Annotated in this window: 25 protein-coding genes; 8 read left to right on the top strand and 17 right to left on the bottom strand. The window is 62.3% G+C overall.

Annotated features, from left to right (window positions below):
* The first annotated feature begins 28 nt into the window (after nucleotides 1–28).
* Both RB548_RS28645 and RB548_RS28650 read left to right on the top strand, forming a co-directional pair.
* Nucleotides 29–766, top strand: coding sequence for a response regulator (locus tag RB548_RS28645; protein ID WP_331375785.1), 738 nt, complete (start codon nucleotides 29–31; stop codon nucleotides 764–766).
* Nucleotides 766–2,085: an ATP-binding protein gene (locus RB548_RS28650; RefSeq protein WP_408642465.1), complete on the top strand. Its 1,320-nt coding sequence runs from the start codon at nucleotides 766–768 to the stop codon at nucleotides 2,083–2,085. The genes RB548_RS28645 and RB548_RS28650 overlap by 1 nt, the downstream gene beginning before the upstream one ends.
* Before the next feature lie 69 nt (nucleotides 2,086–2,154).
* Here RB548_RS28650 and RB548_RS28655 read toward each other — a convergent pair whose 3' ends face one another.
* The 12 genes from RB548_RS28655 to RB548_RS28710 all read right to left on the bottom strand — a co-directional run bounded on the left by RB548_RS28655 (nucleotide 2,155) and on the right by RB548_RS28710 (nucleotide 14,443).
* Entirely contained in the window at nucleotides 2,155–2,790 is a 636-nt protein-coding gene (locus tag RB548_RS28655) for a VOC family protein (RefSeq protein ID WP_331375786.1), read from the bottom strand.
* Between the two features lie 57 nt (nucleotides 2,791–2,847).
* Nucleotides 2,848–4,215, bottom strand: a complete 1,368-nt coding sequence (locus tag RB548_RS28660) for an epoxide hydrolase family protein (protein WP_331375787.1) — start codon at nucleotides 4,213–4,215, stop codon at nucleotides 2,848–2,850.
* A 204-nt stretch (nucleotides 4,216–4,419) separates the two neighbouring features.
* A complete protein-coding gene (locus RB548_RS28665) occupies nucleotides 4,420–5,466 on the bottom strand; it encodes an alpha/beta fold hydrolase (RefSeq protein ID WP_331375788.1) in 1,047 nt (348 codons plus the stop codon).
* Between the two features lie 205 nt (nucleotides 5,467–5,671).
* On the bottom strand, nucleotides 5,672–6,610 hold the full coding sequence (locus RB548_RS28670; protein ID WP_331375789.1) for a GlxA family transcriptional regulator: 939 nt from the start codon (nucleotides 6,608–6,610) through the stop codon (nucleotides 5,672–5,674).
* Nucleotides 6,611–6,713: 103 nt separating this feature from the next.
* Nucleotides 6,714–7,775, bottom strand: coding sequence for an HlyD family secretion protein (locus RB548_RS28675; RefSeq protein WP_331375790.1), 1,062 nt, complete (start codon nucleotides 7,773–7,775; stop codon nucleotides 6,714–6,716).
* A complete protein-coding gene (locus tag RB548_RS28680; RefSeq protein ID WP_331375791.1) occupies nucleotides 7,772–8,179 on the bottom strand; it encodes a hypothetical protein in 408 nt (135 codons plus the stop codon). Before RB548_RS28680 ends, RB548_RS28675 begins: the two co-directional genes overlap by 4 nt.
* 17 nt (nucleotides 8,180–8,196) lie before the next feature.
* On the bottom strand, nucleotides 8,197–9,336 hold the full coding sequence (locus RB548_RS28685) for an MFS transporter (RefSeq protein WP_331375792.1): 1,140 nt from the start codon (nucleotides 9,334–9,336) through the stop codon (nucleotides 8,197–8,199).
* 230 nt (nucleotides 9,337–9,566) lie between these two features.
* Nucleotides 9,567–10,370: an SDR family NAD(P)-dependent oxidoreductase gene (locus RB548_RS28690; RefSeq protein ID WP_331375794.1), complete on the bottom strand. Its 804-nt coding sequence runs from the start codon at nucleotides 10,368–10,370 to the stop codon at nucleotides 9,567–9,569.
* 151 nt (nucleotides 10,371–10,521) lie between these two features.
* On the bottom strand, nucleotides 10,522–10,659 hold the full coding sequence (locus RB548_RS28695; protein ID WP_331375795.1) for a hypothetical protein: 138 nt from the start codon (nucleotides 10,657–10,659) through the stop codon (nucleotides 10,522–10,524).
* Nucleotides 10,660–10,783: 124 nt separating this feature from the next.
* The gene (locus tag RB548_RS28700; protein WP_331377126.1) at nucleotides 10,784–12,544 is read right to left on the bottom strand and encodes a cytochrome c biogenesis protein DipZ; all 1,761 of its coding nucleotides are present in this window, start codon (nucleotides 12,542–12,544) and stop codon (nucleotides 10,784–10,786) included.
* A gap of 188 nt (nucleotides 12,545–12,732) precedes the next feature.
* Complete coding sequence (locus tag RB548_RS28705) at nucleotides 12,733–13,407, bottom strand: type 1 glutamine amidotransferase domain-containing protein (RefSeq protein WP_331375796.1); 675 nt, start codon at nucleotides 13,405–13,407, stop codon at nucleotides 12,733–12,735.
* Nucleotides 13,408–13,486: 79 nt separating this feature from the next.
* Nucleotides 13,487–14,443, bottom strand: coding sequence for an enoyl-CoA hydratase/isomerase family protein (locus tag RB548_RS28710; RefSeq protein WP_331375797.1), 957 nt, complete (start codon nucleotides 14,441–14,443; stop codon nucleotides 13,487–13,489).
* 141 nt (nucleotides 14,444–14,584) lie between these two features.
* On the opposite strand from RB548_RS28710, the gene RB548_RS28715 reads away from it, so the two are divergent.
* The 4 genes from RB548_RS28715 to RB548_RS28730 all read left to right on the top strand — a co-directional run bounded on the left by RB548_RS28715 (nucleotide 14,585) and on the right by RB548_RS28730 (nucleotide 17,837).
* Entirely contained in the window at nucleotides 14,585–15,517 is a 933-nt protein-coding gene (locus RB548_RS28715) for a LysR family transcriptional regulator (protein ID WP_331375798.1), read from the top strand.
* Nucleotides 15,518–15,659: 142 nt separating this feature from the next.
* Nucleotides 15,660–16,373 carry an SDR family NAD(P)-dependent oxidoreductase gene (locus RB548_RS28720; protein WP_331375799.1) on the top strand — a complete coding sequence of 238 codons (714 nt, stop codon included), beginning with the start codon at nucleotides 15,660–15,662 and terminating at the stop codon, nucleotides 16,371–16,373.
* Between the two features lie 79 nt (nucleotides 16,374–16,452).
* The gene (locus RB548_RS28725) at nucleotides 16,453–16,692 is read left to right on the top strand and encodes a tautomerase family protein (RefSeq protein WP_331375800.1); all 240 of its coding nucleotides are present in this window, start codon (nucleotides 16,453–16,455) and stop codon (nucleotides 16,690–16,692) included.
* 101 nt (nucleotides 16,693–16,793) lie between these two features.
* The gene (locus RB548_RS28730) at nucleotides 16,794–17,837 is read left to right on the top strand and encodes an NAD(P)H-dependent flavin oxidoreductase (protein WP_331375801.1); all 1,044 of its coding nucleotides are present in this window, start codon (nucleotides 16,794–16,796) and stop codon (nucleotides 17,835–17,837) included.
* Between the two features lie 44 nt (nucleotides 17,838–17,881).
* Here RB548_RS28730 and RB548_RS28735 read toward each other — a convergent pair whose 3' ends face one another.
* The 5 genes from RB548_RS28735 to RB548_RS28755 all read right to left on the bottom strand — a co-directional run bounded on the left by RB548_RS28735 (nucleotide 17,882) and on the right by RB548_RS28755 (nucleotide 22,895).
* The gene (locus RB548_RS28735) at nucleotides 17,882–18,649 is read right to left on the bottom strand and encodes an SDR family oxidoreductase (RefSeq protein ID WP_331375802.1); all 768 of its coding nucleotides are present in this window, start codon (nucleotides 18,647–18,649) and stop codon (nucleotides 17,882–17,884) included.
* 131 nt (nucleotides 18,650–18,780) lie between these two features.
* A complete protein-coding gene (locus RB548_RS28740; protein WP_408642502.1) occupies nucleotides 18,781–19,398 on the bottom strand; it encodes an HAD family hydrolase in 618 nt (205 codons plus the stop codon).
* 275 nt (nucleotides 19,399–19,673) lie between these two features.
* Nucleotides 19,674–20,336 carry a metallophosphoesterase family protein gene (locus RB548_RS28745; RefSeq protein ID WP_331375804.1) on the bottom strand — a complete coding sequence of 221 codons (663 nt, stop codon included), beginning with the start codon at nucleotides 20,334–20,336 and terminating at the stop codon, nucleotides 19,674–19,676.
* Nucleotides 20,337–20,646: 310 nt separating this feature from the next.
* Nucleotides 20,647–21,027 (bottom strand): hypothetical protein, encoded by a 381-nt coding sequence (locus tag RB548_RS28750; RefSeq protein WP_331375805.1) that lies wholly within the window; start codon nucleotides 21,025–21,027, stop codon nucleotides 20,647–20,649.
* 170 nt (nucleotides 21,028–21,197) lie between these two features.
* Nucleotides 21,198–22,895, bottom strand: coding sequence for a phosphoethanolamine transferase (locus RB548_RS28755; RefSeq protein WP_331375806.1), 1,698 nt, complete (start codon nucleotides 22,893–22,895; stop codon nucleotides 21,198–21,200).
* A gap of 347 nt (nucleotides 22,896–23,242) precedes the next feature.
* Between RB548_RS28755 and RB548_RS28760 the strand changes: the two genes are divergently transcribed.
* Nucleotides 23,243–23,917 (top strand): response regulator transcription factor, encoded by a 675-nt coding sequence (locus RB548_RS28760; RefSeq protein ID WP_331375807.1) that lies wholly within the window; start codon nucleotides 23,243–23,245, stop codon nucleotides 23,915–23,917.
* The gene (locus tag RB548_RS28765) at nucleotides 23,914–25,266 is read left to right on the top strand and encodes a sensor histidine kinase (RefSeq protein ID WP_331375808.1); all 1,353 of its coding nucleotides are present in this window, start codon (nucleotides 23,914–23,916) and stop codon (nucleotides 25,264–25,266) included. The genes RB548_RS28760 and RB548_RS28765 overlap by 4 nt, the downstream gene beginning before the upstream one ends.
* Nucleotides 25,267–25,278 lie beyond the last annotated feature (12 nt).

The raw sequence follows: 25,278 nt of genomic DNA on the forward strand, positions 1-25,278 counted from the left end.
AGGGCAGTTCAACGGTGGAGATCGCGCCATGGAGCACATAGATCACATCCTGATCGTCGATGACGATCGGGAAATCCGGGAGCTGGTCTCGGCTTACCTGAAGAAGAACGGTCTACGCGTTACCGTCGTCGCCGACGGACGCCAGATGCGCACATTCCTCGAGGCCAATACGGTCGATCTGATCATTCTCGATCTCATGATGCCGGGCGACGACGGCCTCGTCTTGAGCCGCGAGCTGCGCGTGGGCAGACACAAGGCAACGCCCATCGTCATGCTGACCGCCCGCTCCGACGAGATGGATCGCATCATCGGGCTTGAAATGGGGGCGGACGACTACGTCGCCAAGCCGTTCTCGGCGCGCGAGTTGCTCGCCCGCATCAAGGCGGTCTTGCGGCGCGCGCGCATGCTGCCTCCGAATCTGCAGGTTTCCGAGGCCGGTCAACTGTTGCGCTTCGGCCAATGGAAGCTCGACACGACCGCACGGCATCTCGTGGATGCCGACGGCACGGCGGTTGCACTTAGCGGCGCCGAATACCGGCTGCTGCGCGTCTTCGTCGATCACCCGCAGCGTGTCCTCAACCGCGATCAGCTGCTCAATCTCACACAGGGACGCGAAGCCGAACTCTTTGACCGCTCCATCGATCTTCTGGTCAGCCGGGTTCGCCAGCGCCTTGGCGACGATGCCCGGGAACCGGCCTACATCAAGACCGTCCGAAGTGAAGGCTATGTTTTTTCGATGCCGGTCGAAATCGTGGAGCCGCGCTGATGGCGCCCGCCGTTCTCAACGGAATTCGCCTCTGGCCGCGCACGCTCAGAGCGCGGCTGTTCGTTGTTCTGCTTGCCGGCCTGGCGATTGCCCACGCCATGTCGTTTGCGGTGCTGTTTTCGGAACGCTACATCGCCGCGAGGTCGGTGATGTTCAATACGCTCGAAAATGACGTCGCGACGTCGATCGCCATCCTTGACCGGCTCCCCGCAGCCGAACGTGCCGCCTGGCTCGATCAACTTGGTCGCGGGTCTTACCGGTTCGTTCTGGGGGAAGGCACTTCCGGCAATCCCGTGCTCAAGGCAGATGACGCCGAGGTCGCCTCCAGGATCCAGACGGCGCTGGGCGCGAAGTACCCGATCGAGGTTCAATCGATTGCCGGCGGAGGCCGCCGGTTTCAGGCCCATCTTCGCTTGAGCGACGGCGAACCGCTGACGATAGATGTCACGCCACGGGGCGTCATGCCAGTGGCTGACTGGCTGCCCTACGTACTCATTGCGCAGCTTTGCCTCTTGGTGCTGTGCAGCTGGCTCGCCATGCGCCAGGCCATCCGTCCCCTCGCCAATCTCGCGAGAGCCGTAGACACGCTCGACCCGAACAGCAACACGCCGCGTCTCAGCGAGACCGGACCACGCGAAGTGGCCTACGCGGCCACCGCTTTCAATGCGATGCGCGATCGCATCGCGCAGTATCTGGAGGAACGCGTGCAGATCCTCGCGGCGATCTCACATGATCTCCAGACGCCGATTACGCGCATGAAGCTCCGCGCCGAAATGGCCGAAGAATCCGTCGACAGGACCAAGCTCATTCAGGACCTCGACGAGGTCGAACGTCTCGTCAAGGAAGGGGTCGCCTATGCGCGCAGCGCCCACGGCAAGGACGAGATCGCCTCACGCATCGATCTCGCCTCGTTCATCGAGAGTCTGGCCTATGACTACCAGGATACCGGCAAGGCGGTCACGGTCGGCGAGTTGGGAGGCGGCGCAATCATGACCCGCCCGCACGCCTTGAGACGGATTCTTACCAACCTGATCGATAACGCGCTCAAATTCGGCGGCAGCGCGGAAATCGAGGTACAACGTCGCGCCGACGGAACCGTGCTAATAGGGGTGCTCGATGGCGGTCCCGGCATTCCGGAAGGCCAGCTGGAAAGCGTGATGAAACCCTTCTTCCGCCTGGAGCAGTCGCGCAACCGCGATACCGGCGGGACGGGCCTCGGCCTTGCCATCGCCCAACAGCTCGCGATCGCTATCGGTGCCTCACTGACCTTGCGCAACCGCGAAGGTGGTGGCCTTGCGGCGGAAATCGTCCTTCGCTGATAGAACTCTCCAAGACAACGGGGCGGCTTCGGCCGCCCCGTTTCTCGCATCCATTTGTGCGGCAGGCCCTCATGCCGGCTGCGGCGCGCCCGCCTGCTCGCGAACGATGTATTCGGCGTACCAGCTGGGCCAATCCTCGTCGCGGTGGCCAAGCTGCTTCTCGTATTCGCCGTGGGCAGCCTCCGCGCGGCGGAAGGCGCTCGCAAGGTCCGCTGCAGAAGCGAATGTCGTGGCGCCCGGCTCGACGCGTCCGGGCAGACGTTCGGTGACCTCCTGCACCAACCAGCCGTTGCCGTCCGGATCAGTGAACGTTGCGTAGGAGCGGTAGCTGCCACGCTCGGGGTGGCGACCGCTCACTGCCGGCTGTCCCGGACCTTCACGATGGAAGATTTCGCTCACCTCGGCGCCGCGGGCGATGAGTTCGGCCCGCGCCGCCTCGATGTCCGTCACGACGAGAAAGGCTCCGCTTGCCGTGCCGGGCGCGGCCGAGGTGATCCCCTTACCGAAGTGAACCGAGCTCGGCGATCCTGGCGGTGTGAACTGCACGACGCGGAACGCGTCACCGACGGCGAAGTCGGCGTCGAGCCTCCAGCCGAGGCCGCCGTAGAAACGCTTGGCACGATCGACGTCCGAGACGGGGATGACGATGACCTCGAGCTTCAGGTCGACCGATGGCGCTCTTTCGATGCTGGTTTCAGTTGCCATGTTTTTCCTCCTTGCGTTGGGAAAGGGCGGCACGGGCAGCGCGCCGCCCTTGTTTTCTCAGATCGACTGACGCAACGACCTGAATGCAGCGCGCAGTTCCTGCGTGAAGACCTCCGGCTGCTCCCAGGCGGCAAAGTGTCCGCCTTTGTCGAGCCGGTTGTAGTGAATGAGCTTGGGAAACGCTTTCTCTGCCCAGGAACGCGGTGCCTGATAAAGTTCGTCCGGAAACGCGCTGACGGCAACCGGTATCGAAACACCCTTCGGAGCGAAGAAAGCGAACTTGTTTTCCCAATAGAGGCGCGCCGAGGACACGGCGGTGTTCGTCAGCCAGTAGAGGGTGATGTTGTCGAGCACGTCGTCGCGTGTCAGGCCTTCGCGCTCGCCATCGAATACGCGCGCGATAAGAGCATAACTGCGCGCATCGTGGTCGAGTATCCAGCCGGCGAGGCCGATTGGCGAGTCTTCAATGCCGTAGAGTGTCTGCGGGCGCTTGCTCATCTCCTGAGCGTAAGCGAGCCCGTTGTTGTAGAAGAAGTCCAGCTGCTCATAGGCTTGACGCTCATCGGGCGAGAGTCCCGACGGCGGCGCGCCGCCAGCGTCGAGCGCCTTCTGGATTTCGGTCGGCACGGTCGCCGGCATGTTGGTGTGAATGCCGATGAGTTCCGGCGGTGCCTGAACGGCCATCTGCTCGGTGACGGCATCACCCCAGTCGCCGCCTTGCGCGACAAACTTGGTGTAGCCCAATCGCTTCATCAGCACCGTCCAGGCCCGAGCGATCCGGGCCGGATCCCAGCCAAGCTCGTCGGGCTTTCCCGAGAACCCGTAGCCTGGCAAGGACGGTATGACGATGTCGAACGCATCCGCCTCGCTGCCGCCATGGGCCGTGGGGTTCGTCAGAGGATCGATGATCTTCATCTGCTCGACGATCGAGCCGGGCCAACCGTGCGTGACGATCAACGGCAACGCGTTCTTGTGCTTGGAACGGACGTGAATGAAATGGATGTCGAGCCCGTCGATGTTGGTGACGAACTGCGGCAAGGCATTGAGCTTTATTTCGAACTTGCGCCAGTCGTAATCCGTCGACCAATAGCGTGCGAGCTTCTCCATGGTGTCGAGTTGCACGCCCTGGGTCGCATCCCACACCAGCTCCCGCCCCGGCCACTTGGTCGCCGCGATGCGCCGTCGGAGGTCGGCAAGGGCCTCGTCGGATGCATGGAACTGGAACGGGCGGATTGATTCGTCGGCGGCCGGTTTCGCTTCGGTTGCGCGGACTGTGGAAGCCTGCGCAACGATCTGGGCGCCTGGGGCGGGGGACGTGGTTCCGGCAAAAGCGGCGGCCGCGGGAAGAAGGATCCCGATCGCCCCGGCCAAGGCGGTCGCCGCGACATGCTGGCGGCCGCAAATCAGTGAATGGAGTCTGGGCATGGTCATTCTCCTATTCTGTGAGGTCGGCGAAACACCGCCGCCATCGCCGCGCTTTGTGCAGGCGCGGAAGGCGGTATCCTTCGAGCTCTTGGGCACGAGTCCCATTTCGTTGAATTTCCAGCGTCGATGCTAAGCCGAAACGTTCATGGCTCAAATGTCATATATGCAGCAATTTCGGTCACGATCGGAGATGGTCATTGCGGATCAGAAACGATCGACGTCGACGACGGCCTGGGCAAAGGCCTGCGGCGCTTCCTGCGGCAGGTTGTGGCCGATGCCGCCGGTGATCAACCGATGCTCGTACTTCCCGGAGAATTTCTTGGCGTAGGCCGCGGGCTCTGGATGCGGCGCGCCGTTGGCGTCGCCCTCCAGCGTGATCGTCGGCACGTCTATCAATGGGAATTTGGCGAGCTTGTCTTCCAGGTCGTCGTATTTCCGCTCGCCATCGGCCAGACTGATCCGCCAGCGGTAGTTGTGGATCGTGATGTCGACATGATCCGGGTTCTCCAACGCGGCCGCGCTGCGGTTGAAGGTGGCGTCGTCGAAATTCCATTTCGGCGATGCGAGCTGCCAGATGAGCCTCGCGAACTCCTTGCGGTATTGTTCGTAACCCGCGCGCCCGCGTTCGGTGGCGAAGTAGAACTGGTACCACCAGGCAAGCTCTGCCTTCGGCGGCAGGGGCTTCTTGTTGACGTCACGGCTGCCGATCAGGTAGCCGCTCACCGAAACCAGGGCCTTGCACCGCTCCGGCCACAGAGCGGCAATGATGTTCGCGGTTCGCGCTCCCCAATCGCAGCCGGCGATGACGGCCCTCTCCATCCCCAGGGCATCCATCAGGGCGATGATGTCGGCGGCGACCGCCGACTGCTGGCCGTTGCGTGGCGTATCGGCCGAAAGGAAGCGCGTCGTGCCATTGCCGCGCAGATAGGGAACGATCACCCGGTAGCCGGCATCCGCCAAAAGCGGCGCCACATCGACATAGGTGTGGATGTCGTAGGGCCAGCCATGCAGAAGGATCACCGGGGGCGCGTCGCTCGCGCCGAGCTCGGCATAGCCGACATTGAGGACGCCCGCATCGATCTTTTTGAGCGAAGCGAAGGATGTGTTTGTCCCAAGCGCGGTCGCCGGGATGCGGCCGCGGCTGGCTGATTGTGCCTGGGCGAGACGTGTCAAGCCAAGCTGCCCGGCAGCGACGGCCAAAGCCGCCATTCCCATGAAACGCCGCCGCGGCTGGTTGATTTCCTCTGTCATTGATTTCTTCCCCGACTGTATGAAGACAGCTGCAGATGCAGGCACGCAGTTATCTCCACTGTGTCCTTCGCCGGTGAAATTGAAAGTCTATGTGGAAATCAGGCGGGCAGACACATTGAGATACAATTTGGTGCTGCTGCGTCGGCACTCGCCGAGGGTGAGCGAAGCACCCGATCCAGCGTCTCCCCCGTTGGCCGCTTCCTGCCTATGCGGTCTCGCGCGCATTCCGCCGGATCGTTTGGGGCGGCTGGCCAAGCGTGCGAAGGAAGGCCCGGCGCATGCGATCGCGATCGGCGAAACCGGTTTCTTCCGCGATCACGTCCATGGAATGGCGGCCCTGCTCCATCATCAGCCGGGCCGCCTCAACCCTGATATTCTCCACCGCTTTGGCTGGCGACTGTCCCGTCTCGGACCGGAAGGCCCGGCTGAACTGACGCGCACTCAAGCCCGCCGCATCCGCCAGCTCTTCCACGGACAGGACCCCGCGCAGGTTCGCCTTGGCGTAGTCGATCGATCGCTGGATCCGGTCAGACTTCGGATCGAGCTCGAGCAATGCGGAGAATTGCGACTGGCCGCCGGCGCGTCGATGATAGACGACCAGCTTGCGGGCGGCCGCGCGTGCGACCTCCTGGCCGTGGTCCTTCTCGATCATCGCAAGCGCAAGGTCGATGCTCGCCGTCATTCCGGCAGACGTCCACACGCTGCCGTCGACGATGAAGATGCGGTCCTCCTCCACCTTCACAGCGGGGAAGCGCTCCTGGAGCTGTCGGGCGAAGGCCCAATGGGTGGTCGCCCGGCGTCCGTCCAGGAGACCGGATTCCGCAAGCACGAAGGCCCCGGTGCATGGCGCTGCCACTCGCCGCGCGGTCTCCAGCGCGTGGCGCGCGAATTCGATCAGCCCTGGTGTCATCGGCTCGATTGCCGAGCTAGCGCCGAACATCACGGTGTCATATGGAGTATCGTCCAAGGCCTTGGTAAGGACGCCGAAGCCAGCGGACGACTTCACCTCGCCGCCCTTCTCCGAAAGCAGTTCTATCTCGTAGGCCGGTTCTCCGAGCGCGATGTTCGCCATCTCGAAGGCGGTCACCGCCGCGAAGCCCATGAGCTGAAATCTTGGAAAGACGACAAAGCCGATACGATGCATGACGCAAATCCCTGGCCGGAATTGCTGTATATACGGCATTTGCGACATGGCATAAACCCCCACGCTGCGAAGTGCGGAATGGCCGCCTCGACCGGCACGTGAATTAGCGGAAGCTCGACGTCCCGGCGGCTGACAGGTCGGTTCCAGCATTTTCGCTCGCTGCCGGTGAGTCACTGTCGGATGAGGTGACCACCACCGCTGACATGCCAGGCCGCAGGCCGTCGAGGCCCGTCTGGCCCTCATCGAGCGCGATCTTCACCGGGACGCGTTGCGCGATGCGGGTGAAGTTGCCGGTCGCGTTGTCAGGAGGCAGCAGCGCGAACTGCGCTCCCGTGGCGGGCGACAGGCTCTCGATACGACCGCGGAATTCCGCGCCCGGAACCCCGTCCACGACGACGGTGACGGCATTGGCGACGATCCAGAAATCTCGCCAGACAACGGGCACCAGGAGAGTGCCGGGACGCACGTATTGCCCGACTCTCGCCTGTCGTTCGCCGACCCAGCCGTCGGAAGGCGATCGGATCACGGTGCTTGCGAGTTCAATCTCGGCCAATCTGAGCGCAGCGTTCGCCGCGGCGATATCGGCCTCCAGCTGGGGACGCTGGCTTTCCAGTACGTCCGTCTGCCGAAGCGCCGCCCTGACGCTCGCCTGCGCCTCGGCGATCTTCGCAACGGTGCGCAGATGGTCCGCTTCCGACTCGTCGCGGCTTGCGCCCGACACCCAGCCGTGGCCGTTCAATGCATGAATGCGCTCGAATTCGCGTGTGGCCCGTTTGGCGTCGGCCTCCGCTGCCTTCAGCGCCGCGCCGGCCTCTTCGACGACGGCCTTTTGGAATTCGATCTGACGGCCCAGAGTTTCGAGCAAGGCCCGACGTGTCGCGACGTTCGCCGAAGCCTGGTCGAAGCGTGCCCGGTAGTCGCTGTCATCGATCCGGAACAACACGTCGCCGGTCTCGACTGCCTGGTTGTCCCGAATGGCGACCTCGGTGATGTAGCCGCTGATCTTCGGGCTGATCGGGGTAACATCGCCGCGCACATAGGCATTATCGGTCGATGCCGAGTTCAACCGTGCCAACAAGCTCCCTGGCGAGATTGCAGTAGAGGCGGCTGCAAACACGAAACCCGCGACAAGCACGCTTCCCAATCCTGCGCTCAACAGTTTCATGGCTCTTTTCCTTGTGAGATCTTGACCGGACGGGGCAATGCCGGAGAACGGCCGATTGCGATGACCCCAACGATGCCGAGCATCAACATGAGGGCAACGACGACAAACCCGTCGTCGAACGCAAGCGTCCACGCCTGCCGGCGCGCCGCGGCGGAAATCTGTGCAACCGCCCGGGCGGTTGCGGTGGCATCGTCGGTCACGCGGCTGGCAAGAGCGCCGGCGAGGCCCGATATTCGATCTGCATCAAGAGTGTGATAGAGCGACACGCCTTCGGTAACGACGTTGGAATGGAACTTCTGACGCTCGGTAACGAAGTTCGAGACGATGCCGACGCCGAGCGTCGTGCCCGCCAGGTTGCTGGTATTAAAAGCAAGCGAAGCCGTCGGAAGATCCGCGGGCTTCAAGCTTCCCGTGCCGACAATCATGACGGGGCCAACAGCAGGAGTTGACCGGCCGAGTAGACGACGAGCGCATCACGGAATTGTTCCCCCGCTGAGAGCGCGGTCTGGCCGATCATCAACACCGTACCGAAGGCCAGAAGTGCGACGCCGATTCCCATGACCACGCGCAGATCGCACAAATGCAGCAGCCACGAGACCAGCGGCAGGGCGAGCAATTGCGCCGCCGCCGCCCAAAGCATGAGTTCGGAGATTTCGAGGGGACGATATCCCTGCACGATCGCGAGGAATTGCGGCACGAGGTAAGAGCTCACCGCGAGGCCAGCGCGCAACAGGACATTAAGCGCTATGGGAATACCGAACTTCTGCGTAAGCAGCAGCCGCGGCGCCATAAACGGCAGCGGCGAGAAACGAGCAGCGAATATGAAGCCCGCCCACGCGGCAACGGACACGACCGTGCCCCAGACGATTATTTCGCTCTCGAACCAGAAGCGGCGCGTTCCCTGATTGAGGACGAGCATCAGGCTCGCCAGAGCAAGCGACAACAGCGTGATGGCCACCCAATCAGCCTTGAGCGCAGACCAGTTGGGTGCCGTGTGCGGTACCCACAGGCGGGCAGCAGTGGCCAGCAGTGCGCCGATCGCGGCCTGGATCAGGAACAAAGCTCTCCAGCCGAGGCTGTCCTCGACGAAACCGGAAATGATTGGCCCCGCCGCCGCGGGAAAAAGAAGGGTAAATGCCAGTATCACCACGGCATAGGGCAGCCGCGGGCCGCCCGCGACCATGAACGTGGCCGCGAACGCCGCCGGTCCGAACCCGCCGGCTGCGAAGCCCTGGACGGCACGAAGGCCTACAACGACGTTCAGGTCGGTCGTCATGGCGCAGGCGATCGCCATGGCGGCGAACAGAATCGAACTCACGACGAGATACCGACCGATGCTCAATGCCCCGATCAACAGGCCCGAGGTGACGATCCCGGCGCAGTTGCCCATGGTATAGACGGTGAGTATCCAGGAGCCCTCGTCCGCGGTGGAGAAGAGCCCTCCCTGGATGTCGGCGATATTGGCCGAGGGAAATTGCGCCGACAGATTCACCAGGAATGAACCCGCAAGACCGGTGGCGAGAAAAAGAACCTTTTGTGGTGTCAGAGCCGGCGCGGTCATCTCGCTTCTCCTACAGCGCCGCGCGTCCTATCAGACGCGCCAAGGACGCTGTAACGCTTTGAATTTCTGCATGTTTTCATCCTTAAATTGACTACAATTTAAGGAAACATGCAGTAGGCCTCTCGGATAGTCGCCCTCACTGTTGCCTTGGACGACCGGTGATGCATTGATCGATAGCGACGATACGCGCCCGGCTCCGAGTGCGTACCGTGTCGCTCAGGTTACGGGCACTAGCCGGCTGCGGCCCGGTAGCGGGCGGCGGGCACACTGCGGGAGAGGTTCGGCATGAGCTTCTGACGCGCCGCCTCGTAGGCCTCCCAATCGGCGGCGTCCGGCAGGGATGGAATGGTGATCAGTTCGCCCATATCGAAGCCGGCGAGTGCGGCGTCCACCATGTCCTCGGCGGGCATGACGAGTTCACTCGGGACATGCTCTATCGGTGTCCCCGCGATAGCCCAGAAGTCGGTGGCGGTTGCGCCCGGGAGGACGGCTTGAATGCGGATGTTCTTGTTGGCCAGTTCGCTCTGGAGCGACAGCGTGAAGGCGAGCACGAAGGCCTTTGTTCCGCCGTAGACGCCGTTCAGCCTTTCAGGCGCGATGCCGACGACCGAAGCGATATTGATGATCTCACCGGTCCCGCGGGCAACGAAGCCGGGGACCACCGCATAGGTCAACCGCGTCAGCGCGCTGACGTTCAGCGTGATCATCTCCTCCATCTTGTCGACATCGGATGCGAGTAGCGGCGCGGTCGCGCCGACACCGGCGTTGTTGACCAGCAAGGTTATGCTGGCATCGGCCTGAAGTATGCGTTCGACGCGGCCGAGATCGGCCTTGTTGCCGAGATCCGCCTGAACGATCTCGATCGAGCGGCCGGTCTCGTCGGTAAGGCGCTTGGCGAGTTCGTTGAGCCGGGCCTGGTTGCGGGCCACTAGGATCAGATCATACCCCCTGCGCGCCAGGCGATCGGCATAGATCGCACCAATGCCGGAGGATGCGCCGGTAATCAGCGCGGTACCTTTCGAGTGCTGGTTCATAACAGGCTCCATTGCGTTGGACTTGGAGCCTGATATTAGGCTGAACCGGCCATGTCTCAAATGTCATATATCCAGCAATTTGGGACATAACGCGAAGTGGCATGTCTCTCACCGGGATTCAACGCACCCAAACGGCGACGGTCCGCCGGCATCAGCGTCGGGCGTCAGCCGGAACGATCGACCCACCGAAGAGCGCGGCGATTGCCGACGGTTCCCGCGGATCGCTGTCCCAGGCACAGGGCGCGGCAGCGAGCGCGACGATGGCAATGCCCATCACAAGAAGGCGCATTTGAACTCTCCTTTTTGCTTCCGATCAGAGTGATTGTGATGTTTGCGAGGCGGATGAGGACGAGCCCGCCGATTCGTTGGCAACCGACCAGCCCACGTCCTCGCTATTCCAGGTTCTTGTCCGCTCATCCAAATGTGAAGACAAAAGCTTCGACGTCCGGATCAAGGAAGCGGATCTCGAACGTCCGCTCCCGCACCTCTCCCGACTGGCGAACCAATTGATAGAGCCGTGTTTCCGAGACCGTGCCGTCGCCGTCGGCGTCGATGTCCGAACCGTGATCCGGACCTGGTGCAACGCCGTCGACCTTCACCTGAAAGCGCACCTTCCTGCCGTCGGCCCCTGGTCCAAGGACAAGATGCAGATCCCGCGCGCTGAACCGGTAGGTGATGGTTCCACCGGCGCGATTGAGCGTCGCTTGCTCGGGTCCCACGGTCCAGTTGCCAGCGAGGCCCCACTGATTGAGGCGGAGTTCCCCGACCGAGTAGTCGCGCGCCTCGTCGGCCGAGACACCTTCGGGCGATACGAAGTTCCCGGCACGCATGTAGCCGACATAGTCCTCACCCGACTGGAGATTGGCGAAATCGGGGGCGGATTCGGCGCCTTTTGCCTCCGGCTTCACAATGCCGCCGTCGTTCCCGCGGCTACCTGCCGCTTCCGCCAGGAGTTCCTGTATGACGCGCTCCGACTCCTCGTAATCACCCTCCCCGAAGTGATGGTGCCGGATGCGTCCCTCGGCATCGATGAAATAGTGCGCCGGCCAGTAGCTGTTCCCGAAAGCGCGCCAGATCGCGAAGTCGTTGTCGATAGCAACGGGATAGCCGATCTTGAAATCCCGGACCGCGCGCTTGACGTTGTCGATGCGCTTCTCGAAGGCGAATTCGGGTGCATGCACGCCGATAACGACCAACCCCTGATCGCGGTACTTCTCTGCCCAGGCGCGAACATAGGGGACCGTCCGGATGCAGTTGATGCAGGAGTAGGTCCAGAAATCGACGAGCACGACCTTGCCGCGAAGCTGCTCCACCGTCAGTGGCTCGGAATTGAGCCACTCAACGGCTCCGTCGAGCGGCGGAAGAATGCCCTCCACCGGCAAGCTGCTTCGATAGGCCTGCGGCTGACCGTCCGCGGCCGATGCAGCACGATCGACGGTCGTCGCTGCGTAGGTGTCGGTTCGCAGACGGTTCAGGAGCGATTGTTCGAGGTTCGTCGTGCCGGCATAGGACAGGCGTGCCAGGAGCCCCGTATCGAGGCCGAGCGCGATTGCTGCGACTCCCGCGAGCACGGCGACTCCGAGGCCCTGCCGAAGGCGCTCGCCCACGCCGAGTGATCGCTTCATCGCCGCGAACATCCGGCCGCCGGCAAGCACCGCGAGCGCCAGCGAGGTGGCCGCGCCGGCTGCGTAGGCTGTCAGCAGAAGAGTCGTCTCGACATTGGCGCCGTGGAGGGCGGCACCGGTCAGGACCAGCCCGAGGATTGGGCCGGCGCAGGGCGCCCATAGAAGCCCGGTTGCGACACCAAGGAGCAGAGATGCTCCGACACTCGCCCTCTGCCCGGCCGCCCTTTGTGAGAGGCGGTTGCCAAGCGCGACCACCGGCCGGGTGACCACGGCCGCGACTTGCGGCGAGAGCAGCATTACGCCGAAGACCGCGAGCACTGCGATTGCCGCATATCGGCCGGCCTCATTCGCTTGCACCGCCCAGTCCCCGCCGATCGCGGCGAGCGTCGCCACGCCCGCGAATGTCACAACCTTTCCGAAGAGCATCGGAAGAATGCTCCTCGCAAATGGTTGACCGGCCCGAGAAAACACGAAGGGCAGGACAGGAAGGATGCAGGGGCTGACAATGGTCAGCACGCCTGCGAGATAAGCTATCGTGAAAAGGATCATCATCGTCCCTCTGCAATGAACCAACGCCTTATCGGGGGTCGGTCGCGCTGACACGCGCAGCATGGGACCAGAGCGAAGTATCCGGCTTGTGTCCTCTCCCAAGCGGATCTGTATCAAAGTGCAGGAGGCCCGCGGGAGCCTCCTGGTTGTCGCGGAAGGGCGCGGCGATCGGGCCGTGCTGAAGAGAACTATTGCAAAAGCTTGAGCAGTTGCTTCGCCGCCGAGGTGGATGACGCCGGGTTCTGCCCGGTGATCAGCCGCCCGTCCACGACCGTGAAATCGGCCCAATCGGCGGCCTTTTCAAAGTGACCCCCCAGACGCTTCAACTCGTCCTCGACGAGGAACGGCACGACGTCGGTCAGTTGCACCGCCTCCTCCTCGGAATTGGTGAAGCCCGTGACGCGCTTTCCCTTGACAATAGGCTGCCCCTGATAAGTAACCTCCTTAAGAACAGCCGGGCCATGGCAGACGGCCGCGACCGGCTTGCCGGCGTTGTAGAAGCCTTCAATCAGGGCGATCGAGTTCCTGTCGTTGGCGAGGTCCCACAGCGGGCCGTGGCCGCCCGGATAGAAGATCGCATCGAAGCCGTCCGCTTTGACGTCGCCGAGCTTTTGGGTGGTTGCCAGTGCCTTCTGGGCTGCTGGATCCTTCCTGAAGCGCTCCATCGCTTCGGTCTGGTTGCCCGCCTCGTCGCTCTTGGGATCGATCGGTGGCTGGCCGCCCTTGGGCGATGCGAGCGTCACCTCTGCTCCGGCGTCCGTGAACACGTAATAGGGTGCCGCGAACTCCTCGAGCCAGAAACCGGTCGGCTTGCCCGTGTTCCCGAGCCGGTCATGCGAAGTCAAAACCATCAAGATTTTCATGGTCGGTCTCCCTTTATTGAGGCGTCCCGCAAGGAGCGGATCGCCGGACTACTTCGAGATGGTGGGCAGAACTCGCAATCTATTCCTGGTACTTGGCCGTGTACTGGCCGAGGTTCTTCTCAACATCGCCGGGTCGCTGCAGCCCCTTTTCAACGAGAGCCTTGACCCGCGCCTGGGCAGCGGGACGCTGAACAGAAGTGATGAATGCATCCCATCCCGGCTGCATTTCCTCTTGCGGAGGCATGCTGGCGCGATCGACGAGTTTCTTGGTCTCCACAATTGCATGCTGATCGAACGAAGCAATGCGAGTTGCCAGCGCGTCGACAAAACGGTCCAGTTCCGCATCCGGCAGTGCGCGGTTCACGTAACCGTAGCGTTCGGCCAGTTCGCCGTTGAAGTCGTCGGCGCCGATCAGGATCTCGAGGGCGCGGCCACGGCCGACAAGGCGAGGCAGGTAGGCCATCGGGCCGCCGCCCGGGACGAAGCCGGCGCCGACTTCGAATTGCGACAGTACCGCATTCTCACTGCTGGCGAAACGCATGTCTGCGGCGAGCGCCAGTTCGCTGCCGATGCCGCTCGCCCGCCCTCGAATGGAAACGATCGTCACGGCCTTGAGACGGCTGAGGCGCACCATGAGGTCGGGCACGGGATGCATGCCCGTCGGCCCGGGCTCCATGCCGGTGGAATCTTCGAGCGGCTTCAACAGGTCATAGTGGGCGATGAAAAAGCCCGGCACGGTGCTGTCGAACACGACCACCTTAACCTTCGGGTCTGCTTCGATCCGCTCAAGAATCTTGACCAACTCGCGGACCTCGGCGGGGCCGATGATGTTAAGCGGCGGATTATTGAATGTGACCTGCCAATAGGCGGCACTCTTGCGCGTCAGGCGAATCTTCGCCGTTTCCTCGGCTGCCAGGGATTGCGTGTTGACGCTATCCGATGCCTTCGCGGTTTGTGCGAAAACCGGTGTAGAGGAACACAGCATTGCAGAAGTGGCAAGCAGAACTGCGAGCTTTCCGAATTTGAAGGCTTTCATCGTCATGTCTCCGTCGTTGAGCGTGCTGGCCCGGATCTGATGGCCCACGCCGGTTGGCTATGACGCGATAGTTGCTTATTGCCGCATTCGGGTGAATACTTGCTGTCCGGCAGTTACTATCCCACAGATCGGCAGAATAAAATGGACCGCATCGATGCTATGAGGGTGTTCGTCACGGCGATCGACGAAGGCAGTCTCGCTGGCGCCGCCCGCCGAATGAAGCGATCGCCGACGGCGGTCAGCCGAGCGCTGAGCTTCCTGGAAGCGCATGTCGGCGTCGAGTTGCTGCACCGGACGACCCGCACGCTCAAGCTGAGCGAGGCCGGCCAACGTTATGCGGCCGCCTGCCGGCGGGTGCTCATCGACCTCGAGGAAGCCGACATGCTGGCCGGCGGCGAACGTTCGGCTCCGCGTGGCATGTTGACAATTTCGGCCCCGCCGATCCTCGGCGAGGAGGTGCTGTGCCCCATTCTCGATGATTTCCTTGATCTTCACCCAGCCGTCTCCGCCCAGCTTCTCCTCCTGGACCGTTTCGTCAATCTGATAGACGAAGGCGTCGACATCGCTCTGCGTATTGGCCACCTCGCGGATTCGTCGCAGATTTCCACGCGAGTCGGCGGCGATGTCCGGCGCGTCGTGGTCGCCTCGCCTCGCTATTTGGCCACTCATCCGCGCATCGAAGAGCCGGCGGACCTCGCCAAACACCAGATCGTGGCCTTCACCAATTTCGGTCTCGATTCGTGGAACTTCACGCCGGCGAAAGGCTCATCCATCCCTCGGACGGTCCAGTTCTCGCCGAGATGCATCGTCAACAGCGTGCGGGCTGCGGCCGCCTCAGCTGTCGCAGGCCACGGCTTGACCAGGCTCTATTCCTATCATGTCGCGGAATATGTGAGAGACGGGCGGCTGAAGATCGTGCTGGCCGAGGCCGAGCACCCGCCCCTGCCGGCGCACCTCATCGCGCCGCAAGGTCGCATGTCGGTTCCGAAGGTCCGCACCTTCGTCGACTTCGCCGCGCCGCGGCTGCGCTCTGAGTTCGCACGCTTGGCGGCGGAGGCAGGCACACTTAACTGATTATACCGAATCTCGGTTGAGTGTCTGCCGAATGTCGGTAATTCTCCCAAACAACGGATGGATCTAACTTCAATTGCACCAACGCCGAGGGCGGAGGGCGGACGCAGAAGGCGGCCGCTGCAATCGAGAAAGGATCACATCCATGAGTACCGAACAGAAGGTCGTCATTATCACCGGCGCATCGCAAGGCATCGGCGCCGGATTGGTTCGCGCCTATCGCGACCGGAATTACCGCGTTATCGCCACTTCCCGATCGATCAAGCCGAGCGCCGACCCGAGTATCCATGCCGTTGCCGGCGATATCAGCAAGTCGGAAACCGCGGAGCGCATCGTCCGCGAAGGGATCGAGCGTTTCGGCCGCATCGACTCGCTGGTCAACAATGCCGGCGTCTTCCTCGCCAAGCCCTTCGTCGAAATGACTGAGGAAGACTACGACAATAACCTCGGCGTCAACGTGGCCGGCTTCTTCCACATCACCCAGCGCGCCGCCGCGGAGATGCTGAAGCAGGGTTCGGGCCATATCGTCAGCATCACCACCAGCCTGGTCGATCAACCGATCGCCGGCGTGCCCTCCGCTCTCGCCTCCCTGACCAAGGGTGGCTTGAATGCGGTGACCCGATCGCTGGCGATGGAGTTCGCGAAGAGTGGCGTGCGTGTGAACGCGGTATCTCCGGGGATTATCAAGACGCCGATGCATCCGATCGAAACGCACTCGGCCCTCGCCGCACTGCATCCGGTCGGCCGCATGGGCGACATCCGCGACATCGTCGACGCCGTTCTCTACCTCGAGAACGCCGGCTTCATCACCGGCGAGATCCTCCATGTCGACGGCGGCCAGAACGCCGGCCGCTGGTAACCGGCACACTGGAGAGCGGCCGCGCTGCGGCGGCGCGGCCGCGGTCAAAGACGCAACAATTTTCACAAAGGAGGCTGCAATGCCTATCGTCACCGTACAGGTTACCCGCGAGGGAAGCGCCCCGGGCCGCAATTCGGTCACCGCCGAGGAAAAGGCCGCGATCATCAAGGGGGTCAGCGAGGTGCTCCTCAACGTCCTGAACAAGCCGCTTGAATCGACCTATGTCGTGATCGAGGAAGTCGACCTCGACAATTGGGGCTGGGGCGGCCTTCCGACCGCTCAATACCGGCAACAACGGGCCGCAGAGACAAAGTCCTGAAGCCGTCGTCACCTGCGTCTTCGCCGCCTGCCGGTGCGACGCGCAGGCGGCAAGCCGTGCCGCACAGAGAAAGCGACTGACGCTTAGCTTGGAGATCGAACATGCCGACGATTATCGAGAACAATGCTTTTCGAAAACTGGGGCTCAAGCATCCCCTCATTGTCGCGCCGATGGCAGGCGGTCCCTCATCGCCCGAGCTCGTGGCGGCCGCGTCGGCTGCAGGCGCGCTGGGTTCAGCCGGTGCGGCCTATTCCAGCCCGGCGGAGATCGAGAATTTCGCCGCGCAAGTTCGTCAGCGCACCAACCGGCCCTTTGCGATCAACCTCTTCATTCCCCACCCGATCCCGCCGATTGAGCCCGGCACGATCGAGCGGGCGATTGCGGCTACCGCAAAGTACCGCGCCGAGCTCGATCTGCCGGCGCCGCGATTCTCGGGGCCATACGAAGAGGATTTCGATGCGCAGTTCGAGGCGGTCGTCAGGATCAGGCCCGCCGTCTTCAGTTTCGTCTTCGGACTGCTCTCCGCCGAGCATATCCGCGCCGCTCGAAAAGCTGGCGTGCTGCTCATCGGTACCGCCACCACGCCAGAGGAAGCGCAGCTTCTCGAAGAGAGCGGCGTCGACGCGATCACGCTTCAAGGCTTCGAGGCCGGCGGTCACCGCGGCATCTTCGATCCGGAAGCCGCGGACAGGGAAGTCGGCATTCGGGAACTGCTGGCACAGGGCATAAAAAGGGTGGGAGTGCCGCTCATCGCCGCGGGTGGCATTATGACGGCCGAGGACATCCGTGCGGGGCTCGCCGCGGGAGCCCAGGCGGTGCAGATGGGCACGGCGTTCCTCGCGACCTCCGAGGCCGGCACCTCCGCGCCTTATCGATCGAAGCTTCTGGAGCCCGCACGAAAGACACGGACGACGCGCGCCTTTTCGGGTCGGCTGGCGCGCGGGATCGAGAACCGCTTCATGGGCGCGATGACCGCGGAGGCCGTCATGCCCTTCCCTGCGCAGAACAAGTTCACCCGCGACATCAGGAGCGCATCGACGGCAAGGGGCTCGGCGGATTTCCTGTCGTTGTGGGCCGGCACAGGTCAGGGAGATCTATGGCAAGGCCCAGCATCAGAACTGATCGGCCAACTCTTCTCGAAATGAACGAACTCTCAGGAGCTGCTCGCGTGGCCGGGCGATCTCGATGGTCAAAGGCAGGTCGTGATTCCGCCGTCGACGTAAAGCGTGTGTCCATTGACAAAAGATGATGCATCGCTGGCGAGGAAGACGGCCGCGCCGACGAGTTCATCGACCTCGCCCCAGCGCGCCGCCGGTGTCCGCTTTTCCAGCCACGAAGAAAATTCTTCGCTGTCGACAAGCGCTTGGTTCAACGGCGTCTTGAAGTAGCCCGGCGCAATGGCGTTCACCTGCAAGCCATGCTTCGCCCAGTCGGCGCACATGCCGCGCGTCAGGTTTTTCACGGCACCCTTGGTGGCCGCATAGGGGGCGATCCCGGGACGCGCCAGTTCGCTTTGCACCGAGGCGATGTTGATGATCTTGCCCGCTCCGCGCTTGATCATATTTCGGGCAACCGCCTGGCCGACATAGAAGGCGCTGGAGATGTTCGTCTTCAGCAGTTGCTCCCAGCGGTCAGCAGGAAAGTCCTCGAGCGGTGTGCGGAACTGCATGCCGGCGTTGTTGACCAGGATGTCGATGCGCCCGATGTCCCGCTCGATCGCTTCGACCCCGTTCTTCACTGCATCGTAGTCGGTTACGTCGAAATCCGAGATGGCGACGTGATGACCGGCATCTTTGAGAGACCCGGCAGCGGTCTCCAGCTTCGAGCGGTCCCGGCCATTGAGCACGATCGAGGCACCGTGCTCGGCCAGTCCGCGCGCCAACGCAAAACCGATGCCTTGCGAAGAGCCTGTGACAAGGGCGCGCCTGCCTGCGAGGTCAAAAAGTGGAAAAGCCATAGCGTTGATCTCCTGCACGCTCGAGCGGAATACCGCATACGTTAGCGCCATCGCAGCGAGACAATGGCACAGAATGCGGCACGGCCGCACGTCCAAGACGTTGTGTGATTTCAAAAAACCGACGTGGCGCGTCAGCGATTAAGCCGATGCAGCGAGAGCCACCCGTCATCGCCGAGGCGGGCTTCGACGTCGGTGTAGTGCGCGAGCGTGAGGTGCGGCGTGTCGGCGGCCGCCACATGGGCGCCGGTGATGACCGCAACCTCCGCCCCGGCGGCCCTTCCTGCAAGAATGCCGGCCGGCGCGTCCTCGAAGACAAGGCACTCTTCTGCGCGTACGCCGAGTCTTCCGGCCGCAAGAAGGTAGCCTTGCGGGTCGGGTTTGCCGGCCGACACGTCTTCACCGGTTATCATCAGCCGCGGCGTCGGTATCCCGGCAGCCGCTAGGCGACGAACAGCGAGTTCGAGCGGCGCCGAGGTGACAATCGCCCATTTCTCCGGTGGCAGGGAGTTCAGAAAGGCGACGGCGCCGGGAATCTCGACGATACCCTCGACATCCGCGATTTCTGCCGCGGCCAGTTCGCGCGCTTCGAATTCCGCGTCGACCGCGAGGCCCAGCTTGCGTATGGTGTCGACGGCCCGTACGCCATGCACCGACTTCATCAGAATTTCGCGATCGACCCCGTTGCGATCTGCCCACGCCCCCCAGACTCGTTCGACGACGGCCATCGAGTTGAGCAACGTTCCATCCATATCGAACAAAAGGGCGGAAAATCTTTTCGTGAAAAGCGATGAATTCAAATGATCCAACCCAGTCCCTTTCAGTGATGGGTGCCCCTACAGCGCCGCGCGTCTTATCGGACGCGCAAAGGTCGCTGTAGCCCTTTGAATTGCTGCATGTCTTTGCCCTTAAATCGAGGTCGATTTAAGGAGACATGCAGTAGCTGCCCCCTGCAGCAGGCGCACAAGTATCGCCTTGCGCACGGCAGCACAATCCTCGTTCACGCAGATATGACCAGGGCGACCATCTAGCCGTCCACGCTCTCGGCGACGAGAAAGCCGATCGGGCCGCCCGGCTTCTCGTCGTCGAAGACGGCACAGGAAAGCACACCGCCGAAGACGGCTCCGGAATCGACATTGGTCCGGTTGCCGACGGTCCTGGGATTGCTTCGGCTCGGCGTATGGCCATGACACAGATGCTTGCCCCAGTAGTCGCCTGAATGGTTCGACGGCGTCCTGATCCAAAGCAGGATGTCGTCACCCTGCTGGTCCAGCGGAATATTCTCGTCGACCCCGGCGTGCACGAAGATGCGATAGTGATCAACGATGATCGACGGCCTCTCCGCCATCCAGACGAGATGGCTCAACGGTATTGCCCCGCCATAGGATGCCATGGTCTCGTCGCCGCCGTTCATGAGCCACGCGCTCATCTCGGCGTAGCCTCTTCGCGCAGCCAGAAGCATGTCCTCATGATTACCCTTGAGGGTCAGCCATTCCCAGCCGGGCTTGGTCGGCCCCGCCATGATCCGCTCGACCACACCGCGGCTCTCCGGCCCTCGGTCGATCAGATCGCCAAGGAATATGATCCGGCCGCTCGGCACTGCGGATTCGATGCTTGCAAGCAACGCTTCGAGCTGCGCCAGGCATCCGTGAATGTCACCGACTGCGAAGGTAAGACGTCGGGCATTCATGGATTGGATCTCCTGCACGCGTCCAGGGCGGTGTTCTCCGCTGGATGAGAGTCGACCGTCGCCGGTAATGGGGGCTGCCAAACGTGGTAGCGCCGGTAGCGGGGCATAAGCTCTACAGCGCCGCGCGTCTCATCAAAGACGCGCAAAGGACGCTGTAGCACTTTGAATTGCTGCATGTTTTTATCCTTAAATCGAAACGATTTAAGGGTACATGCAGTAGCGCATATTTTTCCCGAAGAGAATCCAAATTCTGAAAAAATGCACGGAAACTCAAAATGTTACGGCAGCCTTCTCAAGTCGCGTGAACCCTTCACCTGTGCGACGAGCCCTTCGGGATCGCGGAACTGACGATAGATACGGGGTCGCTTGCAGGAAACGTATCTTCGAGCCCCTCCTCCAGTTGCTCTTCCATCGCGTGCTGATCGTGCGCCTGGCGCGCATTGGCAAGAGCACCTTCCGGGACCAATGGAGATCGTCTCGTCCCGGTGATGCCAAGAAGAGCCTCGTCCGCGTCGATCGCCGCGGCGAGAATCTGTTTTGCCCGCGCGACGACGTTAAGTCGGTTGAGCGTGCCCTCGGCGTTCTGCGGGCAGGATACCGATACGATCTCACCGGTCGCGCCTACGAATTCGACCGTGAAACCCGTCTTGCCGCCGCGCTCCGCATAGACCTGAATCCCGACGAACTGCATCGATCGATCCTCCTTGCGCGCTTATGCCGCGAAGGTCGCGATGAAACTGGATCAGGCGCCCGGCGGCCAGCTGCAAAAAACTCTCAGTTGGCGTCGTTGTTGGCTGAGTCTAACAGATTTGCAGCCCTGCCGACAGCTTCGCGCGGGGAGTGATGTTCGCCGTCGATGCGTCAGAGTACCCCTGAAGCCGGATCGGCGATCGTCTGACTGTCCACGGCGTGGAACCCGGGCGCTCCTTTTCGTGTCTCGGGCCGCCTGCAGGCGGAGAAGGCGTCGAGGGAGCGGTTATAGACCCTGGTCTCGACGTCCATCATCCCGAGTACCGTGTGGAACAGGTTGTCGTGCGATCTCGGCTGGTCGCTCTCCTTGGCGAGGCAGTCGGTATCGATGCCCATCGCCGCCCGGTACGGTTTGGAGAACCAGGCGATGAAGGGAACCTGGGTTTGTTCCTTGGGTGCGATGGCATAGGGCGCGCCATGCAGATAGATGCCGTTCTCACCAAGCGACTCGCCGTGATCCGACATGTAGATCATTGCACCGGCGACGTGATCCTGGTGCTTTTCCAAGAGCTTCGCGACGCTTGCGAGGATGTGATCGGTGTAAAGGATGGTGTTGTCGTAGGCGTTGACGATCTCGGCAGTCGTGCAGCGCATCAGTTCCGGCGTGCGGCAGTCCGGCGTAAAGCGGCGGAACGCCTCGGGATAACGCCGATAGTAAGACGGCCCATGGCTGCCGAGCTGGTGCAGGACGATCACGCTGTTTCCGGTCGTGGCACCGAGCTTGCGATCCAGTTCCCCGAGGAAGATTTCATCGAGGCATTCGCCCTTGCTGCAGAGCGGGCTGTTCTTCTGGTTCGTCATGCTGGCGAAGCTGATGAGGTCGGCAATGCCTTTGCTGCCGGTGTTGTTGTCCCACCAGCTTACGGAAACACCAGCGTGGGTGAGGACATTGACGAGGTTCTCGGTCGAGCGCGCCTTCCAGTCGCTGTATTCGTTGCGCGGGTAGACGGAAAACATGCAAGGTAGCGAGACTGACGTCGCCGTGCCGCAACTCGTCGTCTTGGCGTAGTTGACAACCCCGAGCGCCTTCAGTTCCGGATTGGTCTCGCGGCCATAGCCGTCGAGCGAAAAGTTCATTGCCCGAGCCGTCTCACCCGCAACGACGACAACGACCACGGGCTTTCCGACTTGCGCAATACGGTCGCCTTGGTGTGCGTCGGTGCCGAGTGGTTGGACGACAAGATTGCGCTCCCGATAGGTCGACAGGCCGTAGCGTGCCGCCGCGACAAGCGGCCCGGTGGGATTGAACCTTTTCATCAGATCCGTGTGCTCGCGCAGCACATAGGCAAATGTTGCGAAGTTGGAATAGATCAGGCCACCGGCGGCGAAGAGCGCGACGGTCACAAAGAGAAAATTGACGGTAAACTTTGGCAGAAAGCGACGGTGGCGAACCTTGACCCACGCCACAATCAGCGAAGGAAAGAGGGCATAGACCACCAGGTGCTGCGCAAGACTGCCCGTCAGGAGATGACTGGCCTCGGCCGGTGTCGTAACCACGGCGCTGCCGATCATGTCCCTGTCGATGATGACGCCGAATACGTCGGCGAAGTAGGAAGCGGATGCCGATACCAGGATGAAGAAAATCAGCGCCGGCTTCATCAGGTATTTAATCGACATCGGGATCAATATGGAGAACAGCGCGAGATAGAGCGCTGCGCCGAAGACGAGCAAGCTCAATTTCGAAGCGCCGAAATAGTTCCCCGCATGGATCCAGAATGAATTGTTGGTGGCCAGAAGCAAATAGGCGGCGGCGATGGCGCTCAAGGCCACGCTGCCGATCTCGGGTCGGCGAACTTTTGAAAGCGTCAAAATACTCATCTCCAGAAGGGCGGACAGGCGGAGGCGCTACGGAAGCGCGCGTCAATTGTCCCTGGCGGCGTGCGGCCGAATCGCCGCCACGCCTCAAGTCCTTCGGCAGTACTGCGCGCAAGCTGTCGAAGTCCTGTCGGAGATGGCGGAGGATTTTGCAGCGGGTCGACGGCGGCGTTTTTGAAGAACCGGACAGCTGTTTGACAGCTATGGCGGTTTTTGTTCTGCGAGCCCACCTGCCCTTTGCTGGTGCGCTTCACCCTCCCTTGTCGAAAGTTGGCACTTCGAGGAAAAGCACTTATGGTCGATCGCGGCCGGCTGTAGGAAGGCTTGATTTCAGGGACCCCATGCGCCTCCTTCTCATAGAAGACAGTCCGCGCCTCATCGAACTCGTGGGAGAGACGATGCGCGACGCCGGCTGGCGACTTGACGCGGTCTCGACACTTCACGATGCCGAGGCGGCGATCGCGGCACGGGAACATGATCTCGTGCTTCTCGACCTCGGCCTGCCGGACGGTGACGGTCTCGATCTGCTGAAGTGGATCCGGCATGAGCATCCCGGACTTCCGGTGTTGATCATAACCGCCCGGGGATCGGTCGATGAACGCATCATGGGGCTCGATGCTGGCGCCGACGACTATCTCGTCAAACCCTTCCACCACCGCGAATTGCTCTCACGCTGCCGGGCCATGCTGAGGCGCAATCCACATGCGATACAGCCGGTCTTGGAAGCCGGCGCCTTGCGCTACGATCCGGCGACGGCCGACCTTACCTGTGACGGCGCCGTCGTGCCGCTGCCTCCGCGCGAGCGCTCGCTGATAGAGATCCTGATGCGCGAGGTCGGCCGCGTCGTTCCGAAGCGCCGGCTCGAGACGGCGCTTTCGGAATACGGACAGGAGATCAGTTCCAACGCACTGGAACTTGCCGTTTCCAGGGTGCGCAAACGACTACAGCCACTCGAAACGGGCGTGCAGATCGAGACCGTGCGCGGAATCGGCTACCTGCTCAGGACGGGTTCATGAAACGAAGAAATCCGTCGCTGATCGGCATCGTCGCGCGTCGCATCATCGCCTTCTCGCTTCTCGCGATGGCGCTGCAGATCGGCGTAGTCTTCGCCGACTATTGGTTCGACGATGACAAGCTCAGCGTGCTTATGCTGCAGCAGGAAACGGGGACCCTATCGAGGGCGATCGTGAACCGGGACGGCGTCCTGACCTACAAGCCGGATCACGAATTGCGCGAGCGTTATCTGGAACGCCACGGCCGGGACGGCGCGATCTATGTCCGGGTGCGCACAGCCTCCGGCTCGGTGCTCTTTTCCAATTGCACGACGGAGTGCGCCGCGCACTTTCTGCCATTGAGCGTCAACGCCCCAAATTTCTGGAAGCGGCTGATCGAACCGGGCAAGCCCTTCAGCATCGCTGGAGGCCAGTCCTTCGAACACGACGGCGTGCCTGTTCTTGTCGAACTTGCAATTCTCAAGGATCCGAACGGCTTCATGTACAGCGCCCTGCTTCATGAAATGTTCGATTCGATGATCGTGCCGATGACGCTGATGTTCTGCCTCGTCATCGGCGCGACCATCTGGTCGATACGCAGCGCCCTGCGACCGGTGGCGGTGGCCGTCAGGGCGGCTGACGCGATCGACCCGCGCGACAGCGGCGCGCGCCTGCCGGCGACCCGCATGCCGCAGGAAATCGAACGCCTTGTCAGCGCCGTCAACCGGCTACTCGCCCGCGTTGCCGATCTGATCCAGTCGCAGAAGGTGTTTTCGTCCTCGATCGCCCACGAGATACGCACGCCCGTTTCGATCGCCAAGATGGAACTGAGCCGTATCGCCGACCCGCGTGCCCGCAATGCCGAGCGCGATCTCGACGCGCTCACGCATATCCTCGAGCAACTGACGTCGCTCGCACGTGCCGATGCCGTCGACCCTTCCGCCTATCAGCGTGCGAGTCTCTCCCTGATCGGGGCCGAGGTCACGGAGATGACGGCGCCATTCGTGTTCGATCAGGGGAGATCGATCGAGTTCGTCGACCATGGCACGACGCCGGTCACTGTCATCCCCGCACTCGTCGAAAACATGCTGCGCAACCTGATCGAGAATGCCGTAAAACATAATCCGCCGGGCACCCGCATCGTGGTGACCTGTGGCCCCGGCCCTCTCGTCTCGGTCGAGGACAATGGCAAGGGACTGGTCGATCTGCCGGAGCATCACGAGGATCTCGGCTACGTCAAGCGATCGGGCCAGCTCGGTCTCGGCTTGAAGATCGTTCACCGGATCAGCGAGTTGCACCAGGCAAAGATCGCGATCGACACCGCGCCCGATCAGGGAACAAAAGTCACCATAGATTTTGCCGCGGCAGCTTGAAGCTCCGCTCGC

Origin of the sequence: Sinorhizobium chiapasense, assembly GCF_036488675.1 — a bacterium.
In the GTDB taxonomy this organism is placed as follows: Bacteria; Pseudomonadota; Alphaproteobacteria; order Rhizobiales; family Rhizobiaceae; genus Sinorhizobium; species Sinorhizobium chiapasense.

Coding starts and splice junctions, on each gene's coding strand:
- RB548_RS28695 (WP_331375795.1), bottom strand. CDS start 10,659: ATGCGCCTTCTTGTGATGGGCATTGCCATCGTCGCGCTCGCTGCCGCG.
- RB548_RS28665 (WP_331375788.1), bottom strand. CDS start 5,466: ATGACAGAGGAAATCAACCAGCCGCGGCGGCGTTTCATGGGAATGGCG.
- RB548_RS28750 (WP_331375805.1), bottom strand. CDS start 21,027: ATGCAGTTCGTCGGGATTCAGGTCTATGCGGAGCGCGGCGGCAAGACG.
- RB548_RS28645 (WP_331375785.1), top strand. CDS start 29: ATGGAGCACATAGATCACATCCTGATCGTCGATGACGATCGGGAAATC.
- RB548_RS28715 (WP_331375798.1), top strand. CDS start 14,585: ATGGACCGCATCGATGCTATGAGGGTGTTCGTCACGGCGATCGACGAA.
- RB548_RS28720 (WP_331375799.1), top strand. CDS start 15,660: ATGAGTACCGAACAGAAGGTCGTCATTATCACCGGCGCATCGCAAGGC.
- RB548_RS28700 (WP_331377126.1), bottom strand. CDS start 12,544: ATGATCCTTTTCACGATAGCTTATCTCGCAGGCGTGCTGACCATTGTC.
- RB548_RS28670 (WP_331375789.1), bottom strand. CDS start 6,610: ATGCATCGTATCGGCTTTGTCGTCTTTCCAAGATTTCAGCTCATGGGC.
- RB548_RS28685 (WP_331375792.1), bottom strand. CDS start 9,336: ATGACCGCGCCGGCTCTGACACCACAAAAGGTTCTTTTTCTCGCCACC.
- RB548_RS28675 (WP_331375790.1), bottom strand. CDS start 7,775: ATGAAACTGTTGAGCGCAGGATTGGGAAGCGTGCTTGTCGCGGGTTTC.
- RB548_RS28655 (WP_331375786.1), bottom strand. CDS start 2,790: ATGGCAACTGAAACCAGCATCGAAAGAGCGCCATCGGTCGACCTGAAG.
- RB548_RS28760 (WP_331375807.1), top strand. CDS start 23,243: ATGCGCCTCCTTCTCATAGAAGACAGTCCGCGCCTCATCGAACTCGTG.
- RB548_RS28735 (WP_331375802.1), bottom strand. CDS start 18,649: ATGGCTTTTCCACTTTTTGACCTCGCAGGCAGGCGCGCCCTTGTCACA.
- RB548_RS28710 (WP_331375797.1), bottom strand. CDS start 14,443: ATGAAAGCCTTCAAATTCGGAAAGCTCGCAGTTCTGCTTGCCACTTCT.
- RB548_RS28660 (WP_331375787.1), bottom strand. CDS start 4,215: ATGCCCAGACTCCATTCACTGATTTGCGGCCGCCAGCATGTCGCGGCG.
- RB548_RS28730 (WP_331375801.1), top strand. CDS start 16,794: ATGCCGACGATTATCGAGAACAATGCTTTTCGAAAACTGGGGCTCAAG.
- RB548_RS28690 (WP_331375794.1), bottom strand. CDS start 10,370: ATGAACCAGCACTCGAAAGGTACCGCGCTGATTACCGGCGCATCCTCC.
- RB548_RS28650 (WP_408642465.1), top strand. CDS start 766: ATGGCGCCCGCCGTTCTCAACGGAATTCGCCTCTGGCCGCGCACGCTC.
- RB548_RS28745 (WP_331375804.1), bottom strand. CDS start 20,336: ATGAATGCCCGACGTCTTACCTTCGCAGTCGGTGACATTCACGGATGC.
- RB548_RS28740 (WP_408642502.1), bottom strand. CDS start 19,398: ATGGATGGAACGTTGCTCAACTCGATGGCCGTCGTCGAACGAGTCTGG.
- RB548_RS28705 (WP_331375796.1), bottom strand. CDS start 13,407: ATGAAAATCTTGATGGTTTTGACTTCGCATGACCGGCTCGGGAACACG.
- RB548_RS28765 (WP_331375808.1), top strand. CDS start 23,914: ATGAAACGAAGAAATCCGTCGCTGATCGGCATCGTCGCGCGTCGCATC.
- RB548_RS28725 (WP_331375800.1), top strand. CDS start 16,453: ATGCCTATCGTCACCGTACAGGTTACCCGCGAGGGAAGCGCCCCGGGC.